The 14,662-nt window shown below is 53.4% G+C and carries 15 protein-coding genes and 1 pseudogene; 7 read left to right on the top strand and 9 right to left on the bottom strand.

The genetic code is table 11. The features are described from left to right. Positions 1-70: 70 nt before the first annotated feature. Positions 71-807, bottom strand: a pseudogene (locus B2Q93_RS01940) (cytosine-specific modification methylase); the annotation flags it as partial. Positions 808-816: 9 nt separating this feature from the next. Next, positions 817-2,862, bottom strand: coding sequence for a peptidyl-dipeptidase Dcp (dcp, locus tag B2Q93_RS01935; protein ID WP_286931678.1), 2,046 nt, complete (start codon positions 2,860-2,862; stop codon positions 817-819). 125 nt (positions 2,863-2,987) lie between these two features. Here dcp and B2Q93_RS01930 point away from each other — a divergent pair, with 125 nt between their 5' ends. Continuing rightward, entirely contained in the window at positions 2,988-3,527 is a 540-nt protein-coding gene (locus B2Q93_RS01930; RefSeq protein WP_040075776.1) for a DUF2058 domain-containing protein, read from the top strand. Positions 3,528-3,533: 6 nt separating this feature from the next. On the opposite strand, the gene B2Q93_RS01925 is transcribed toward B2Q93_RS01930, so the two are convergent. Further along, complete coding sequence (locus tag B2Q93_RS01925; protein ID WP_286931677.1) at positions 3,534-4,217, bottom strand: RluA family pseudouridine synthase; 684 nt, start codon at positions 4,215-4,217, stop codon at positions 3,534-3,536. A gap of 260 nt (positions 4,218-4,477) precedes the next feature. After that, on the bottom strand, positions 4,478-4,882 hold the full coding sequence (locus B2Q93_RS01920) for a hypothetical protein (RefSeq protein WP_286931676.1): 405 nt from the start codon (positions 4,880-4,882) through the stop codon (positions 4,478-4,480). A gap of 76 nt (positions 4,883-4,958) precedes the next feature. Here B2Q93_RS01920 and B2Q93_RS01915 point away from each other — a divergent pair, with 76 nt between their 5' ends. From B2Q93_RS01915 to B2Q93_RS01895, 5 genes are all read left to right on the top strand, one after another. Continuing rightward, positions 4,959-5,348, top strand: a complete 390-nt coding sequence (locus B2Q93_RS01915; RefSeq protein WP_286931675.1) for a hypothetical protein — start codon at positions 4,959-4,961, stop codon at positions 5,346-5,348. A gap of 166 nt (positions 5,349-5,514) precedes the next feature. After that, a complete protein-coding gene (locus B2Q93_RS01910; RefSeq protein WP_286931674.1) occupies positions 5,515-6,258 on the top strand; it encodes an LEM-3-like GIY-YIG domain-containing protein in 744 nt (247 codons plus the stop codon). 160 nt (positions 6,259-6,418) lie between these two features. Next, entirely contained in the window at positions 6,419-6,664 is a 246-nt protein-coding gene (locus tag B2Q93_RS01905; RefSeq protein WP_046885573.1) for a YmjA family protein, read from the top strand. A gap of 88 nt (positions 6,665-6,752) precedes the next feature. Then, positions 6,753-7,499: a bifunctional NADP-dependent 3-hydroxy acid dehydrogenase/3-hydroxypropionate dehydrogenase YdfG gene (ydfG, locus tag B2Q93_RS01900; protein WP_046885572.1), complete on the top strand. Its 747-nt coding sequence runs from the start codon at positions 6,753-6,755 to the stop codon at positions 7,497-7,499. Between the two features lie 90 nt (positions 7,500-7,589). Then, positions 7,590-8,276, top strand: a complete 687-nt coding sequence (locus B2Q93_RS01895) for a GntR family transcriptional regulator (protein WP_040075785.1) — start codon at positions 7,590-7,592, stop codon at positions 8,274-8,276. 42 nt (positions 8,277-8,318) lie between these two features. On the opposite strand, the gene B2Q93_RS01890 is transcribed toward B2Q93_RS01895, so the two are convergent. Continuing rightward, on the bottom strand, positions 8,319-8,750 hold the full coding sequence (locus B2Q93_RS01890; protein ID WP_212478051.1) for a universal stress protein: 432 nt from the start codon (positions 8,748-8,750) through the stop codon (positions 8,319-8,321). Positions 8,751-9,012: 262 nt separating this feature from the next. Here B2Q93_RS01890 and ydfZ point away from each other — a divergent pair, with 262 nt between their 5' ends. Next, positions 9,013-9,216: a putative selenium delivery protein YdfZ gene (gene ydfZ, locus B2Q93_RS01885; RefSeq protein ID WP_040075787.1), complete on the top strand. Its 204-nt coding sequence runs from the start codon at positions 9,013-9,015 to the stop codon at positions 9,214-9,216. 41 nt (positions 9,217-9,257) lie between these two features. Here ydfZ and B2Q93_RS01880 read toward each other — a convergent pair whose 3' ends face one another. The 4 genes from B2Q93_RS01880 to rspA all read right to left on the bottom strand — a co-directional run bounded on the left by B2Q93_RS01880 (position 9,258) and on the right by rspA (position 14,612). Then, entirely contained in the window at positions 9,258-10,721 is a 1,464-nt protein-coding gene (locus tag B2Q93_RS01880; RefSeq protein WP_286931673.1) for a mannitol dehydrogenase family protein, read from the bottom strand. A gap of 215 nt (positions 10,722-10,936) precedes the next feature. Beyond that, the gene (locus tag B2Q93_RS01875) at positions 10,937-12,316 is read right to left on the bottom strand and encodes an MFS transporter (RefSeq protein WP_040075790.1); all 1,380 of its coding nucleotides are present in this window, start codon (positions 12,314-12,316) and stop codon (positions 10,937-10,939) included. A gap of 53 nt (positions 12,317-12,369) precedes the next feature. After that, positions 12,370-13,386 (bottom strand): Zn-dependent oxidoreductase, encoded by a 1,017-nt coding sequence (locus tag B2Q93_RS01870; protein WP_286931672.1) that lies wholly within the window; start codon positions 13,384-13,386, stop codon positions 12,370-12,372. A gap of 11 nt (positions 13,387-13,397) precedes the next feature. Beyond that, positions 13,398-14,612, bottom strand: coding sequence for a starvation-sensing protein RspA (gene rspA, locus B2Q93_RS01865; protein WP_040075792.1), 1,215 nt, complete (start codon positions 14,610-14,612; stop codon positions 13,398-13,400). Positions 14,613-14,662 lie beyond the last annotated feature (50 nt).

The raw sequence follows: 14,662 nt of genomic DNA, 5'->3' as shown, positions 1-14,662 counted from the left end.
TGTTCGCGTTATGCAGCGATTGCATTAAAAAGCCGCGTTTAAGCGGCTTCACTTTAATCGATTATGCAGCTTACTTAGTTCTGCACAGCTCGGGTAGGTTTGCCCTTACCAGTGCTCCAGCATACGACGGTGGGACTGCATTCCCACACCGGGCCACCAGCTCATCCTTCGTGTACTTCAGTCCGCGATAGTCCCGGTCGATGACGTACCAGTCCGGGAATCCCTGCGCCCGGTACAGTTCGTGTGGCTGGAGCATGCGCATCCCAATATCAACGATCCGATACAGCACGCCATCCACTATAACTGAGCCGTCGGAGTCCTCGCTGCAATACTCGCGAAGGAACTCGAGTACTTGCCGGGCGCGTTCTTCGTTGTAGCCTTCGACAGCAAGCGTGGTCTTCACTTCCCCGACATGAGTGCCGCCAGCTGTTAAACCCGGTGCTGGAGCATCCACTACCCGGCTATCCTGACAGGTACCACGCAGCATCACCAGGTGCGATGTGACCAGGCCATGGTGATCCGTGGTAGTAACCGTATGGGCCGGTTCATCCAGAGGCACACCTGCGCCCTGGTAGTTACCGCCAAAGTGTTTAACCAAATTAGCTGCTACCAGCCCAAATTTGCCGCCGCCAGCAACAACCGTTCCCAGCGGCTTATCCAGTCCAGTACTCACGGCGCTTGTCCAGGGCGTTCGCCATAACCCATTTGAATCAGGGTGGGCATCACCAACTGCGATTTGCCACCACCACCAGCGGTGACCGTTGCGCTCGGCTCATCCACTCGATGCCCGGTTTTGTTTCCAGCCTGAAAAAGTCCTTACGAATTTAATCCGCGATTTACCAGCATTGGTTCAATCTGCGGATCATGCCCACGCCACGCGCGATAAAGTTCAGCTAAATCAGTGCTATTCCCTCGGGACAAAATCGCCTCACGGAATTTCTGCCCGTTCTCGCGGTTCAATCCGCCCTGCTCCACAAACCACTGGTAGCCGTCGTCGGCCAGCATTTGCGTCCAGAGATAGGCGTAATAACCCGCCGCGTAACCGCCGCCGAAAATATGGGCAAAATAGCTGCTACGATAGCGTGGCGGTATGGCCGGGAGATTGAGTTGCTCTTTCTCAAGGGCTGCGGCTTCGAAGGAGTCGACATCCTGCGGTGCTTTATCGGCGCTGATACTGTGCCAGTTCATATCCAGCAGCGCGGCACTCAGCAGTTCGGTCATGTCATAGCCTTTATTAAACTGGGTGGCGCTGAGCATTTTCTCACGCAGCGCGTCCGGCATTGGCTCTCCGGTCTCGAAATGACGAGCGTAGTGGGCAAAAACCTGCGGATGGCTGGCCCAGTGTTCGTTGATCTGCGAAGGGAATTCCACGAAATCGCGCGGTGTATTGGTCCCTGAAAGCGTGGCGTAACGCTGGCTGGCAAAAAGCCCATGCAGAGTATGGCCAAATTCATGGAACAGGGTGATGACATCGTCCCAGGAGATCAGCGCAGGCTGACCGTTGGCCGGTTTCTGGTAGTTACAGACGTTGTAGATTACCGGCCGCGTGGCGAACTCATGAGATTGCTCGACGAAGTTGCCCATCCACGCGCCTCCGCCTTTCGAATCACGGGCAAAGAAATCGCCATAGAATAGCGCCAGCCCGTCATCGTTATCATCGAAGATCTCCCAGACGCGGACATCCGGGTGATAAACCGGGATATCGCTACGCTCAACAAAGCGAATGCCAAAGAGCTGGCTTGCCGCCCAAAAAACGCCGTCGGTGAGCACCGTATTGAGTTCAAAGAAAGGTTTGACCTGACTCTCATCCAGCGCATATTTCGCCAGCCGCACGCGCTCGGCATAGAGAGACCAGTCCCAGGCCTGAGCCGTAAAGCCGCCTTGCTCAGCGTCAATTACATGCTGAATGTCCGCCAGCTCTTTTAGCGCGCGCCCTCGCGCCGCCGGGACAATGCCGCGCATAAACTCCAGCGCCGCCTGCGGCGTTTGCGCCATCTGGTCGGCCAGCTTCCAGTTGGCAAAACTCTCGAAGTTGAGCAGTTCAGCCTGCCGGGCACGCAGCGCGGCCAGGCGACAGACGATAGCGCGGGTATCGTTTTGGTCGCCCTTCTGCGTGCGCAGCCAACTGGCCTGAAAAAGATTTTCACGGGTTTGCCTGTCACGAAGCTGTTGCAACGCGGGCTGCTGGGTGGTGTTAAGCAGCGGAATCAACCAGCGATCCTGGAGCCCCTTTTCCTCTGCGGCCTGCGCGGCGGCGGCTACCTCTGCCGGGCTGAGACCCTCTAACTGATGGCGATAATCAAGCACTAACCCACCCGCCTTATCGGCAGCCAGAAGCCGCTGATTGAACTGGCTGGTCAGCGTCGCCGACTCGGTATTTAACGCTTTTAGTTCTTCCTTACCTGCGGCATCCAGCCGCGCGCCGGCCAGAATAAAACGCTGATAAAGCTCTTCAGTCAGGCGCAGAGATTCAGCATCCGGGGCCTGGTCGTGCCGCTGGTTATAGACAGCCTCAACGCGGTCAAAAAGGGCATCGTTAAGCCAGATATCATTAGCGAGCGCCGCCAGTTCGGTTGAGACCGCCTCCTCCAGCGCCTGCAGAGAGTCGTTGGTATGTGCTGAGGTCATGGCGAAAAAAACACTACTGACGCGCGACAGCAGCGCCCCGCTCTTTTCCAGCGCTAAAATCGTGTTGTCAAAATCAGGCGGCAGGCGCTGACTAATGATGGCGTCAATCTCTTCACGCTTCTGGCGGATCGCTTCGTCAAAGGCCGGACGATAATCGTCGTCGTTGATACGGTCAAAAGGGGGAGCCTGGTAAGGTAACGCGCTGATTTCAAAAAAAGGATTGTGCTGCGACATGACGAACTCCTGAATAGGGTGAATCTCACCAGAGTAGGCCAGCGCGCCACTCCCTGCAATCCTGGTATCCTGTTAATAATTGCAGGTATAATCGTGGAAAATGTTTAACGGGTTCAGAGAAGACGATGACAAAACTCACCTTACAAGAGCAAATGCTCAAAGCTGGCCTGGTCACCAGCAAGAAAATGGCCAAAGTCCAGAGAACCGCTAAGAAGTCGCGCGTTCAGGCCCGTGAGGCGCGTGAAGCCGTAGAAGAGAATAAAAAGGCGCAGCAAGAGCGGGATAAGCAGCTGAGCGAACAGCAGAAGCAGGCAGTGCTCTCTAAAGAGTTCAAAGCACAGGTGAAGCAGCTCATTGAAATGAACCGCATTCCCCTCTCTAAAGGCAATATTACCTTTAACTTTACCGACAATAACGTCATTAAAAAGCTGGAAGTGGATAAGACCACCCAGGCCCAGTTGATTAACGGACGTCTCGCCATTGCGCGTCTGGCCGTTGATAACAAACCGGAAGGCGAATACGCCATCATCCCGGCGAGCGTTGCCGAGAAAATTGCCCAGCGTGATGCCGGCAGTATTGTGTTACACAGTGCGCTGAGCCAGGAGGAGCAAGATCAGGACGATCCTTACGCCGATTTCAAGATCCCTGATGACCTGATGTGGTAAACCGCGTCAGAACGGGCTGGCATGATGTATATCTATCACCGCATGGCTGACCGGATGGACAAAATGCAGCTCGCTGGCATGCAGCATCAACCGCAACGTCTGTTCCGTGCCCGGCTGCAGACGCCCGCCGTAGAGATCGCAGCCTAATATCGGGTGACCCAGGTGCTGGCAATGAATGCGCAATTGATGGGTTCGCCCGGTCTCAGGGATAAGTGCCACCCGGCTTACTGGCAGACCGTCGCGATAAAAACGCTCCAGAATCCGATAGCGAGAGCGTGCTGGCTTACCCTTGATAGCGCAAATCGACATCAATGGAAACAGCGCAGGATCTTTAGCAATGGGCGCATCAATCACCCCTTCATCATGGCGAAGATGGCCACAGAGCAGCGCGCTGTAGCCTTTTTTTACGCTGCGCTGGCTGAACTGCCGGCAAAGCGCTGCGTTAATGGGTTTAGTGCGAGCGACCACCATCAGCCCGGATGTGCCAAAATCGAGACGATGCACCAGCGCGCAGCCGGGGAATCGCTGGACCAGGCGGTAATGCACCGAATCAAGATTCTGCGGGTTTTTACCCGACAGACTGAGCAAGCCGGCAGGTTTGTTGATCAGCACCAGGTGTTCGTCCTCATAGAGGATCTCTATTTCGTCATGGCACGGTGGTGCAATAAAGGTATCAACAATGGTAGACATCAGGTCGCCTGCTGTAAGAAAGGGGGCGAATAATATCCCATTCTTTACCGCTACGCGAATTGCCACGCTGCAGAGTGAATGTTACGCGCCCGCTCTGACGATGCAAGGCAAGCGCCCTCGCCCTCTTAACTGGCGGCGCGGCAGAATGTTCTCTTTTTCCTTTTTTGATTACGCAAAGCAAGCGGGGATTACACGTCTGTGAGAGCGGGAACATTAATAACAGGGTTGATAATAAAAAACGTTTACGCCCGCCATGCTTATTAGCTCCAGCTAATAGAATCGAGCAGACCTGAAATATCCTCCCGAATTTCCATCCCGGAATCTGTTAAATCAACAATAGAAAGAATACTTTCATTGCCCAGTTGAATATTGACCTGCTCTACCACCAGCGCCAGATGCGTCATTACCGCCTGGAGCCCGTGAATGTCAACATTAACTTGATCGAGACTGAGATAGCAGACGCCCCTCGCTGTGATCGCAAAACTTGCGCACCGGTTAGTGTAGTGTTGGTGAAAAGCCGTAATCCACTCGGCCGTTGGGCAATAATAAGGCTTTATTTGGATGCAGAGACGCTCAACGATACCCTTATTAATAATGCACGCCGCTTTATCAAAGTCCGTCAGAGTGACAGCATGTGTCATAAAAATCGAGGCAGGCTTTTTCATCAGGGTAGTTCTTATTTATGAGAGAGATACATTTCATGCTATAATACCTATCCCCTGTCTTCAACCGTCACTTTTTATGCCGCAACTTATCTGGTGTCTCGATAACTATTTCGAAGAGAAGAAAAAAGATTGTTATTTCGTGGTATTCGGCCGCAAATTTCCCATAAAGCATGATGATAATTTTAAAAAGAGTGAAAATCCGCCGGGTAGAGCAGCGTTATTAAGCTGGTTTAAAGCACACTATCCCCATATAGCGGTCGAGCCGGTATGGCCGCACAGCAGCACCAGTCTGTCGCTCTTCTTTGATCGGGAATACGATGGTTCTGTCACGATTGAGTTTGACGACGAGAGTCTGCGTGCGTTCTGCGAAGAGTGGGAAGATGAAGACCAGAACGGGTGTTCCAGAGACGGGACGTTCATCTGTTATCACCTGCCTTATGCGTCTTACCTGGAAAATCGATCATGAAATGAATGTCGAACACCATAAATACAAAACCTTCTTTTCTACTTGATAGAGGAAAGGGGTTGTTTAGTTTTAAGGCGAAATGGCACCGGTATAAACAGTGAAGCTCTGCTTAAAAATGCCGATAGTGTTACTCGTAATTTATCCTGACAATCAAGGAAGCTGAACTGTGATGGATTTATCCAAATATGTAAAATCATTAAATATGGCGCAATCCTATGTTTACGCCTTTTATGATCTCGAGGATGAGACTAAGAGACCTTTTTACATTGGCAAGGGCAAAGGTGTACGCTGTATTGACCATATTAAACGCCCCGATGAATCACCCAAATCAACACAAATTAAAGCGCTTATGGCCAGAAATAGCCTGGGCATCGACATCCTTCGTCACGGCATGGAGGAATCGGCTGCGAAACTGGTAGAAGCGACCTGTATCGATCTACTAGGCGTAGATACGCTTACCAATAAAGTCCGTGGGAGTAGTTCATTAATGGGCCGCATCACGCTCGATGAACTGCACCGATTACTGCTTAAAGAAGAGACAACAATAGCGCCGGAACACGCCGGGCTGGCGTTCTTATTAAATAGCACCTACAAATCAGGCATGAGCGATCTCGCATTATATGAGGCGACGCGCGGCGTTTGGGCGAGAGTTCCGAAAGATGACAACCTCAAATTTGCCTATGCCACCTACGGTGGGCTTGTGATGGAGGTATATCAAATTGAGTGCTGGATTAAAGCAGGTTCACAACAATACTTCACCCGTGAGCTAACTCTCAAACCGGAAACCAAACGTATGGAGTTTGTGGGAAGAGTAGCCTCACAGGAGGTTCGGGATTTATATGTTGGTAAACTCATCAGTAAAAGACCAGGCTATGGCAGTCCCTTTGTTAAGGTCGGTACTGGCAATTAACCCCTAATTTATGCCCGAGGTGGCTGTTTTGCAGTGAAGAACGCGGGCACATATTCTTTTTCCTCACTTCCCGCAAACCTGAAGAGTGCCAGGCTGAGCCATTACAATGCTATTATCTCTCACAGCCAACCCAATCCCCGGCACTCTTTCGGAGAAAACAATGAACCACGACATTCCCCTCAAGTTTTACGACATCGTTGACGAGTACGCCACTGAAACGGACATTGCCGTTAACGACGCCGAGCGCGACACTCTGGCGCACTATTTTCAGCTGCTGATCACCCGTTTAATGAATAACGAGGAGATCAGTGAAGAAGCCCAGCAAGAGATGGCCGCAGAGGCCGGTATTAACCCGCTGCGCATTGATGACGTTGCCAACTTCCTCAATCAGTGGGGCAATGAGTAGCCCACATTAAGGCCATGCAGCGGCCCTTACCCTGCGCCAGATCACATGCTATGGTAGTACAACACAAAAAGCGTTGAGGAACAGTGAGATGATTATTTTAGTAACTGGAGCGACCGCAGGTTTTGGTGAAAGTATTACCCGTCGTTTTGTGGCCAACGGTCACAAAGTGATTGCCACGGGCCGCCGTCAGGAGCGTTTGCAAGAGCTGAAGGATGAGCTGGGTGACAGCATTCTGACCGCGCAGCTGGACGTGCGTAACCGCGCCGCCATTGAAGAGATGATCGCAAACCTCCCTGCCGAGTGGCGTGAAATTGATGTGCTGGTTAACAACGCCGGTCTGGCGCTGGGCATGGAGCCTGCGCATAAAGCCAGCGTTGAAGACTGGGAAACGATGATCGACACCAACAACAAAGGACTGGTCTACATGACCCGTGCCGTGCTGCCGGGTATGGTTGAGCGTAACCGCGGCCATGTCATTAATATTGGCTCTACTGCGGGCAGCTGGCCTTATGCAGGGGGTAACGTTTATGGCGCCACGAAAGCTTTTGTTCGTCAATTCAGCCTCAACCTGCGTACCGATCTGCACGGCACCGCTCTTCGCGTGACCGATATCGAGCCCGGTCTTGTGGGCGGAACCGAGTTCTCTAACGTGCGCTTCAAAGGCGACGACGATAAAGCCGGTAAAACCTACGAGAATACCCAGGCCCTGACCCCAGAAGATGTCACCGAGACGGTCTGGTGGGTCGCGACCCTGCCGAAACATGTCAATATCAACACCGTAGAGATGATGCCGGTCAGCCAGAGCTTTGCTGGCCTGAGCGTCCATCGCGGCTGATCTTCCTCTCCCGGCCTGCGGGCCGGGTATGGGATGACCGGCAAAAGAATGGTAGTATTTACCGCTTAATTCTTCGAGAAATCACAACGCATGGCCGCAGAATCGCAACTTAATCCTACACAGCCCGTCAACCAGCAAATCTACCGCATTTTGCGCCGCGATATTGTGCGTTGCCTGATTCCGCCGGGAACGCCGCTGTCGGAAAAAGAGGTCTCCGTGCGCTTTGACGTCTCCCGTCAGCCAGTGCGTGAAGCTTTTATCAAACTGGCTGAAAATGGACTTATCCAGATCCGTCCGCAGCGCGGCAGCTATGTTAATAAAATCTCGCTTAATCAGGTGCGTAATGGATGTTTCGTGCGCCAGGCCATTGAGTGTGCGGTGGTCCGCCGCGCCGCCAGCCAGGTAAACGACAATCAGTGTTATCTGCTGGAACAAAATCTGCACCAGCAGCGTATAGCCATTGAGCGCAAGCAACTTAATGACTTTTTCCAGCTCGACGACGAATTCCACCAGAAGCTGGCGCAAATCGCCGACTGCCAGCTGGCGTGGGATACGGTTGAGAACATTAAGGCGACTATCGATCGGGTGCGTTATATGAGCCTTGACCATGTCTCCCCGCCCGAGATGCTGTTACGCCAACACTACGATATTTTCAGCGCGCTGGAAAAACGCGATGGGGATGCGGTGGAAAAGGCGATGACGCTGCATCTGCAGGAGATTGGCGAGTCCGTGCAGTTAATTCGTCAAGAAAATAGCGACTGGTTTAGCGAAGAGTAATGCTGCCGCATCCTGTTATATTACCAGGATGCGGCAAAATAATTAGCGAACCACTAATACCGGAATTTTGGCATAGCGTAAGACGGATTCGGCGTTTGAGCCTAACAGATGGGTGGTGACGCCCGGTTTTTTTGAGCCAATAACAATCACGTCATATTCACCGTCAGCACTCATGGCAATGATTTCGTCGCGCACGTTACCGAATCGTACCCGCGTCTGAATATTTTCCGGCGCGATATCGAATAGCCGCTTCAAGTCATTCATCTTCTTTTCTGACTCTTGCGTCATATAGTTTTCAAACTTTTTAATGTCTGACGAGAAACCTCGTAACATGGCGCGTCCGCTGACCGGCAGAATGTTTAATAGCGTGATGGTGGCATTATCAGCCATAGCGAGAAAAGAAGCATGGCGCACCGCTTTATCGCTTAAATCCATTTCAAAGACATCGACAGGCATCAATATTCTTTTGTACATCGTCTCTCTCCTTATTGCGCTAGCCAGGTTGCTTAACGGTATTAAGAGTGACACGATGAAATCAAACCATTCCTAAACAGTCCCGTCAGGAAATTACCTTAAGAGGTAAAGAAATGTCGGCCTGAGTTATTCTTGCTGTGAGATAAAAAAGTGTGAGTTTGATCAAAAACAAAAAAACGGCTGCGCTACAGGCGTATTAATACTATCCCGTGAGCGGCAAGAACCATCACGTCGCTTCGGTTAGCATTAGAGGAGAAATATGATGATGACTTACGACCGCAACCGTAACGCAATTTCCACCGGCAGCCGGGTAATGATTAATAGCACCGGCACTACAGGCACCATCCGCGCGATTCATAGCGAAGGGCTGAGCGCCGCTCAGGTACGCCGCAGCAAAACGGTAGAAGTCGAGGGCGTAGAAGGCCGATTCGAACCGGTTGAACTCATCCGCCTCGGTTTGCATTAAGAGGCCGAATCATGCCGCCGCGCACGGCGGCATCTCCTGACTCAGCGGGAAGCGGCGTACTGCGCCACCGTCGCCTTCGCCCCCAGCTTCAACAGTGTGAGATAAGCCTGTTTCACCGCCTCAACAAAGATTTCATCCTGCGGTAATTCATTGCCGAAAATCGCTTCAATACCCAATAGCGCCGTGACCCGACTCACCCCTTCTTCACTGTGCTGTACCGCCGCCTGAATAACCGGCAGCAGCGGGTCGCACACCTCGATAGGTTGTCCCTGCTCATCTACTCCGCTCACATAGCGCATCCAGCCCGCCACGCCCAGCGCCAACAGCGGGAAGCTACGTTGATGTGCCCGATGCCAGCGCACGGAGTCGAGCATTCGCTGCGGCAGTTTCTGGCTACCGTCCATGGCGATCTGCCAGGTGCGGTGACGCAACGCCGGATTGCTGTAGCGGGCAATTAACAGCTCAGCATAACGGTGAAGATCCACCCCTTTCACCTTCAACGTGGGCGCCTGCTCCTGGAGCATCAGCGCCTGCGCTGCGTGGCGGTAGTTCGTATCTTCCATGCAGTCATTGATATGCTGATAACCCGCCAGATAGCCCAGATAGGCGAGGAAGGAGTGGCTGCCGTTTAACATACGCAGCTTCATCTCTTCGAAGGGGACAACGTCTGCAACCAGCTCCGCCCCTGCCTTTTCCCACGCCGGTCGCCCTGCTACAAAGTTATCCTCTACTACCCACTGGCGGAAGGGTTCACAGGCAACCCCGGCAGGGTCGCGTACGCCGGTAATGTGCGCGATTTTATCCAGCGTATCGGCGGTAACGGCAGGCACAATACGATCCACCATGGTGGACGGAAAGGTGACATTCGCTTCAATCCATTCCGCAAGCTCGCTTTCTACCGCCCGGGCGTAAGCACAAATAACATTTCGGGTAACGTGACCATTTTCAGGCATGTTGTCGCACGACATCACGGTAAAGGCCGGCAGCCCTCGCTGTTTACGACGAGATAGCGCCTCGACCACCACGCCGGGAGCAGATTTCGGCTGATGGGGGTTTTGCAGGTCTGCCACGATAAACGGATGATCGAGCATCAGTTCCCCGCTGGCAGGTGCATGGCAGTAACCTTTTTCCGTAATGGTCAGCGAAACGATGGCGATTTGCGGTTCGCACATGGCTGCCAGCACGGTTTCCAGGCCGTCCACATCCGCATGCAGCGCTTTTGTGACCACCCCAACAACGCGTGCAGTCCAGGCATCGGCAGACATTTCCGCTACGGTATAGAGGTTATCCTGCGCGCGAAGATCGGCAATTTGCTGCTCACCGCCGATCAAATTAACCTCGCAGTATCCCCAGTCGCTGCCCTGCTCTGCCGCCAGGATATCGGTGTAGACTGCCTGATGCGCTCGGTGGAATGCACCAAAACCGAGATGAACAATGCGCGTTTGCAGGGTATTTCGATCGTAGCGCGGGAGCGTCGCGTTTGCCTTTAATAACGGATTTTCCATAATTGACTCTTTTAGCGAAGATTTATCTCAGGCGCGTCGCCGCGTCCCAGAGGAGTCGCGGCGGCACCGGCTTACTAAACTAACTAGAATGGTAGAAGCTATAAAAAGAGAGCTGCCATCTACCATACTGATTGTTGAAGCCGGGTTATTGATTTACGTTAACTTTTAGGCAAGTGGTGTGACAGCTATTAAAAGCTGTGTGACAACATTCGCCATCAGGATAAAGCGCCCTGCTTAGCGCGTGCGCCATCCCGCGCAGGCTTTGCTTCGGCTGCATCTTCCAGGGCGCTCAGATCACGATCACGCACTTCGGGCATCAGCACGGCAGAGACCAGACCAATCACCGAGTAGACCACCACCATGACCGCGATCGGCCACCAGGCACCGGTCATATTGCAGAAAATTCCTGCCAGCACCGGACCGAAGCCCACCGCCACCAGCCCCCCCGCCTCTTTCGAGATCGCCATGCGGGTAAAGCGATTACGCGAGCCAAACATCTCCGCCATGGTAATGTTTTCCAGTGCAAACAGCCCCAGCACCGCGACGTTGTGGATGATGATAATGGACGCCATGATCACCCCTGGCGCGTTGGCTTTGTCGACGATAATCGACAGCATCGGCCAGGCCAGAAGAATGGCTGAAATATTGAGGATAATATAGGGTAAGCGACGGCCAAACTTATCTGAGAGCCAGCCCAGCAGTGGAATCGAGATAAAGCCCAGGAACGAACTGATCATCAGCGCATCGGTAGGGATGCTCTTATTAAACAGCAACGTCTGCACCAGATAGCCCGCCAGAAACGTCTGAATCAACCCGGAGTTACCCGCCTGACCAAAGCGCAAGCCGGTCGCCAGCCAGAAGGATTTGCTTTTAAACATCGCCCCCAGAGTGCTCTCCTGCGGCGCCGTCACGGCTGGCGCCTCTTCGGCATTCACCTTTTCGAAGACCGGGCTCTCTTTCAGGTTCATACGCAACCAGATAGCAAAGATCATGACCACCACGCTTGCAAGGAACGGGATACGCCAGCCCCATGCCACCAACTCTTCCCGGTCGAGGGCAAAGAACATAATCGCCCAGATCGCAGTGGCGCTCAGGGTGCCGCAGTTGGTGCCCATCGCCACCAGTGAAGAGATGATCCCGCGTTTACCTTTCGGCGCATACTCCGCCAGCATGGTGCCTGCCCCGGAGATTTCCGCCCCGGCGCCAAGCCCCTGGATGATACGCAGCGTGACCAGCAACACCGGCGCAAAAATCCCGATCTGCGCATAAGTAGGCAGCACGCCAATCAGGGTGGTGCAGATCCCCATCATGGTAATGGTGATAAACAGCACTTTTTTACGGCCAATGCTGTCGCCCATTTTCCCGAAGATAAAAGCCCCCACGATACGGGCGATATACCCCGCGCCGTAGGTACCCATCGCCAGGATCAGGGCCATTGCGGCAGACTGTTCCGGGAAGAAAATCTCGTGAAAGACCAGCGCGGCGCCCAGCGAGTAGAGCTGAAAATCCATGAATTCGAGTGCAGTCCCAAGCCAGCCCGAGACTGCGGCTTTGACGAGATCAGAGGTGCTTCTTTCATGTTGTACTTGAGTCATATTGGCTATCTCAACAGGGTAAGATGCGTACTACCAAACCGCATTCGTCATAATTAAGAGAACGTCAGTAATACCTTGCAGCAGTGCCGCTGGTCTTTTTCAAAGCGTTCAATGGCGTCTTTAACATCGTGATAATCAAAGGTATGGGTAATAAGTTTGTCGGGGTCGATAAGTCCCTGCTCGAGCCAGCTAATCACCACCGGGAACTTATTGGCATTCAGTCGCGACGAGAAGATCGACAACTCTTTGCCGGTGATCCCCTGCTGGACAACCTGGCTTGGCTCGCTGGAAAAGCCCATCAGCACAATACGTGCCGCAGGGGATGCCAGCGTAACGGCTTCCTGCAAAATCGACGGATGACAGGCCGCGTCGATGATTAATGTCGGTTTGATCCCTTTTGCTTCCAGCTCTGCCTGCAGTGAACCATTGCCGTTATTAATCACCCAGTCCGCACCGCTGTGTTGCGCCATCTCCAGACGCTCGTCGATACGATCGACCACGATGACCTGACTGACGTTGTACACCCCTTTCAGCGCCTGAGTGGTAACCAGGCCCATGGGGCCCGCCCCATAAATCAAGGCCACATCCTGTTCTAGAGGGCTGGCATGTCCGGTGACGTTCGCGGCAATCGTGAAGGGCTCCACCATGACCGCATGTCTGTCGCTGATGGTATCCGGGATGGGCCAGGCATTTTTTTCTGGCACCACGGCATACTCGCTAAAGCCGCCGTCACGGTGCACCCCCAGCACCACCAGTGAGGTACAGACATTGGGCTTACCCACCGAACAGGGATAGCAGTGGCCGCAGCTGATCACCGGGTCGACAGAGACTCGCTGCCCTATGCGCGCGTGGTCAACCCCCTCGCCCACGGCATCAATCACACCAAAGAATTCATGACCGATGACCCGTGGATATTTGGCGAAGGGGTTATGGCCACGATAGATATGGCTATCGGAACCACAAATTCCCGCCAGCTTCACCTTAACCCGCACCTCCCCGGCTGCGGGCTCTGCCCGCGGTCGCTCTTCAATGACCAGCTCTTCAGGTTTCTGGATGACGATACTTTTCATCTTCTGCTCCTTTACCAGTTCCACAGGGTGCCATCTTCCAGACGGGCAACCGGCAGATAGGCGGGATCGTAGGGATATTTTGCTGCCAGTTTTTCATCAAACTCGATGCCGAGTCCGGGCTTGTCGCCTGGGTGCATGTAGCCGTTGTCGAAACGCCAGCTATGCGGGAAGACTTCCAGCATCTGTTCGGAATAGCCCATATACTCCTGCACGCCAAAGTTCGGCACCCACAGGTCGAAATGGAGAGCCGCCGCGTGGCAGATCGGCGACAGATCCGACGGCCCGTGCGAGCCGGTACGTACCTGGTAGAGCGAGGCGAAATCGGCGATACGACGCATGCCGGTGATCCCCCCCGCGTGGGTAATGGTGGTGCGGATATAGTCGATCAGCTGTTCTTCAATCAGTTGTTTGCAGTCCCAGATGCTATTAAAGACTTCGCCTACCGCAATCGGGGTTACGGTATGCTGACGAATTAAACGGAAGCACGCCTGGTTCTCTGCCGGCGTAGGATCTTCCATCCAGAACATGCGGAACGCCTCGATGCTCTTACCGAAACGCGCAGCTTCAATTGGCGTCAGACGGTGGTGCATGTCGTGCAGCAAATGCTCGTTAAAACCAAATTTATTCCGCACGGCATCGAACAGCTTCGGTGTGAAATCGAGATATTTTTCGGTTGACCAGAGCTGCTCTTCCGGCCAGTTGCCTTTGGTGGCAGGCTCGTAGGCCAGCCCTTTGCCCTTCGACATGCCGTAGGTGGTTTTCATACCCGGCACACCGCACTGCACACGAATCGCCTTAAAGCCCATCTCTTTGTGGCGGGCGTAATCTTCCAGCACATCATCAATGCTATGGCCGGTGGTGTGGCAGTAAACCATCACCCCTTCACGGGAGGCGCCGCCCAACAGCTGATAGAGCGGCATGTTTGCCGCTTTAGCCTTAATGTCCCACAGCGCCATATCCACGGCCGAAAGAGCAGACATAGTCACCGGGCCGCGACGCCAGTAAGCGCCTTTATAGAAGAACTGCCAGATATCCTCGATGCGATGCGCATCGCGGCCAATCAGTTGCGGACAGAGGTGATCTTTCAGGTAGGAGGCGACAGAAAGCTCGCGACCATTCAGGGTGGCATCGCCAAGCCCGACGATACCGTCGTCAGTGGTAATTTTCAGCGTGACAAAATTACGGCCTGGGCAGGTAACAAATACTTCAGCCCCAACAATCTTCATGTTCCGGTTCCTTACATCTTGCGTTGTGATGCAGGAAATTTATGCAATAA

Origin of the sequence: Leclercia sp. UBA5958 (genome assembly GCF_002430365.1) — a bacterium.
Classification (GTDB): Bacteria; Pseudomonadota; Gammaproteobacteria; order Enterobacterales; family Enterobacteriaceae; genus Enterobacter; species Enterobacter pneumoniae.
The sequence above is the reverse complement of the archived record's forward strand: the minus strand, read 5'-3'. Positions and strand labels throughout refer to the sequence as shown.

Bases quoted from the DNA above. Each gene is read 5' to 3' on its own strand.
- B2Q93_RS01925 (WP_286931677.1), bottom strand. From the start codon at position 4,217: ATGTCTACCATTGTTGATACCTTTATTGCACCACCGTGCCATGACGAA.
- ydfG (WP_046885572.1), top strand. From the start codon at position 6,753: ATGATTATTTTAGTAACTGGAGCGACCGCAGGTTTTGGTGAAAGTATT.
- B2Q93_RS01920 (WP_286931676.1), bottom strand. From the start codon at position 4,882: ATGAAAAAGCCTGCCTCGATTTTTATGACACATGCTGTCACTCTGACG.
- rspA (WP_040075792.1), bottom strand. From the start codon at position 14,612: ATGAAGATTGTTGGGGCTGAAGTATTTGTTACCTGCCCAGGCCGTAAT.
- B2Q93_RS01870 (WP_286931672.1), bottom strand. From the start codon at position 13,386: ATGAAAAGTATCGTCATCCAGAAACCTGAAGAGCTGGTCATTGAAGAG.
- B2Q93_RS01915 (WP_286931675.1), top strand. From the start codon at position 4,959: ATGCCGCAACTTATCTGGTGTCTCGATAACTATTTCGAAGAGAAGAAA.
- dcp (WP_286931678.1), bottom strand. From the start codon at position 2,862: ATGTCGCAGCACAATCCTTTTTTTGAAATCAGCGCGTTACCTTACCAG.
- B2Q93_RS01905 (WP_046885573.1), top strand. From the start codon at position 6,419: ATGAACCACGACATTCCCCTCAAGTTTTACGACATCGTTGACGAGTAC.
- B2Q93_RS01880 (WP_286931673.1), bottom strand. From the start codon at position 10,721: ATGGAAAATCCGTTATTAAAGGCAAACGCGACGCTCCCGCGCTACGAT.
- B2Q93_RS01930 (WP_040075776.1), top strand. From the start codon at position 2,988: ATGACAAAACTCACCTTACAAGAGCAAATGCTCAAAGCTGGCCTGGTC.
- B2Q93_RS01875 (WP_040075790.1), bottom strand. From the start codon at position 12,316: ATGACTCAAGTACAACATGAAAGAAGCACCTCTGATCTCGTCAAAGCC.
- B2Q93_RS01895 (WP_040075785.1), top strand. From the start codon at position 7,590: ATGGCCGCAGAATCGCAACTTAATCCTACACAGCCCGTCAACCAGCAA.
- ydfZ (WP_040075787.1), top strand. From the start codon at position 9,013: ATGATGACTTACGACCGCAACCGTAACGCAATTTCCACCGGCAGCCGG.
- B2Q93_RS01890 (WP_212478051.1), bottom strand. From the start codon at position 8,750: ATGTACAAAAGAATATTGATGCCTGTCGATGTCTTTGAAATGGATTTA.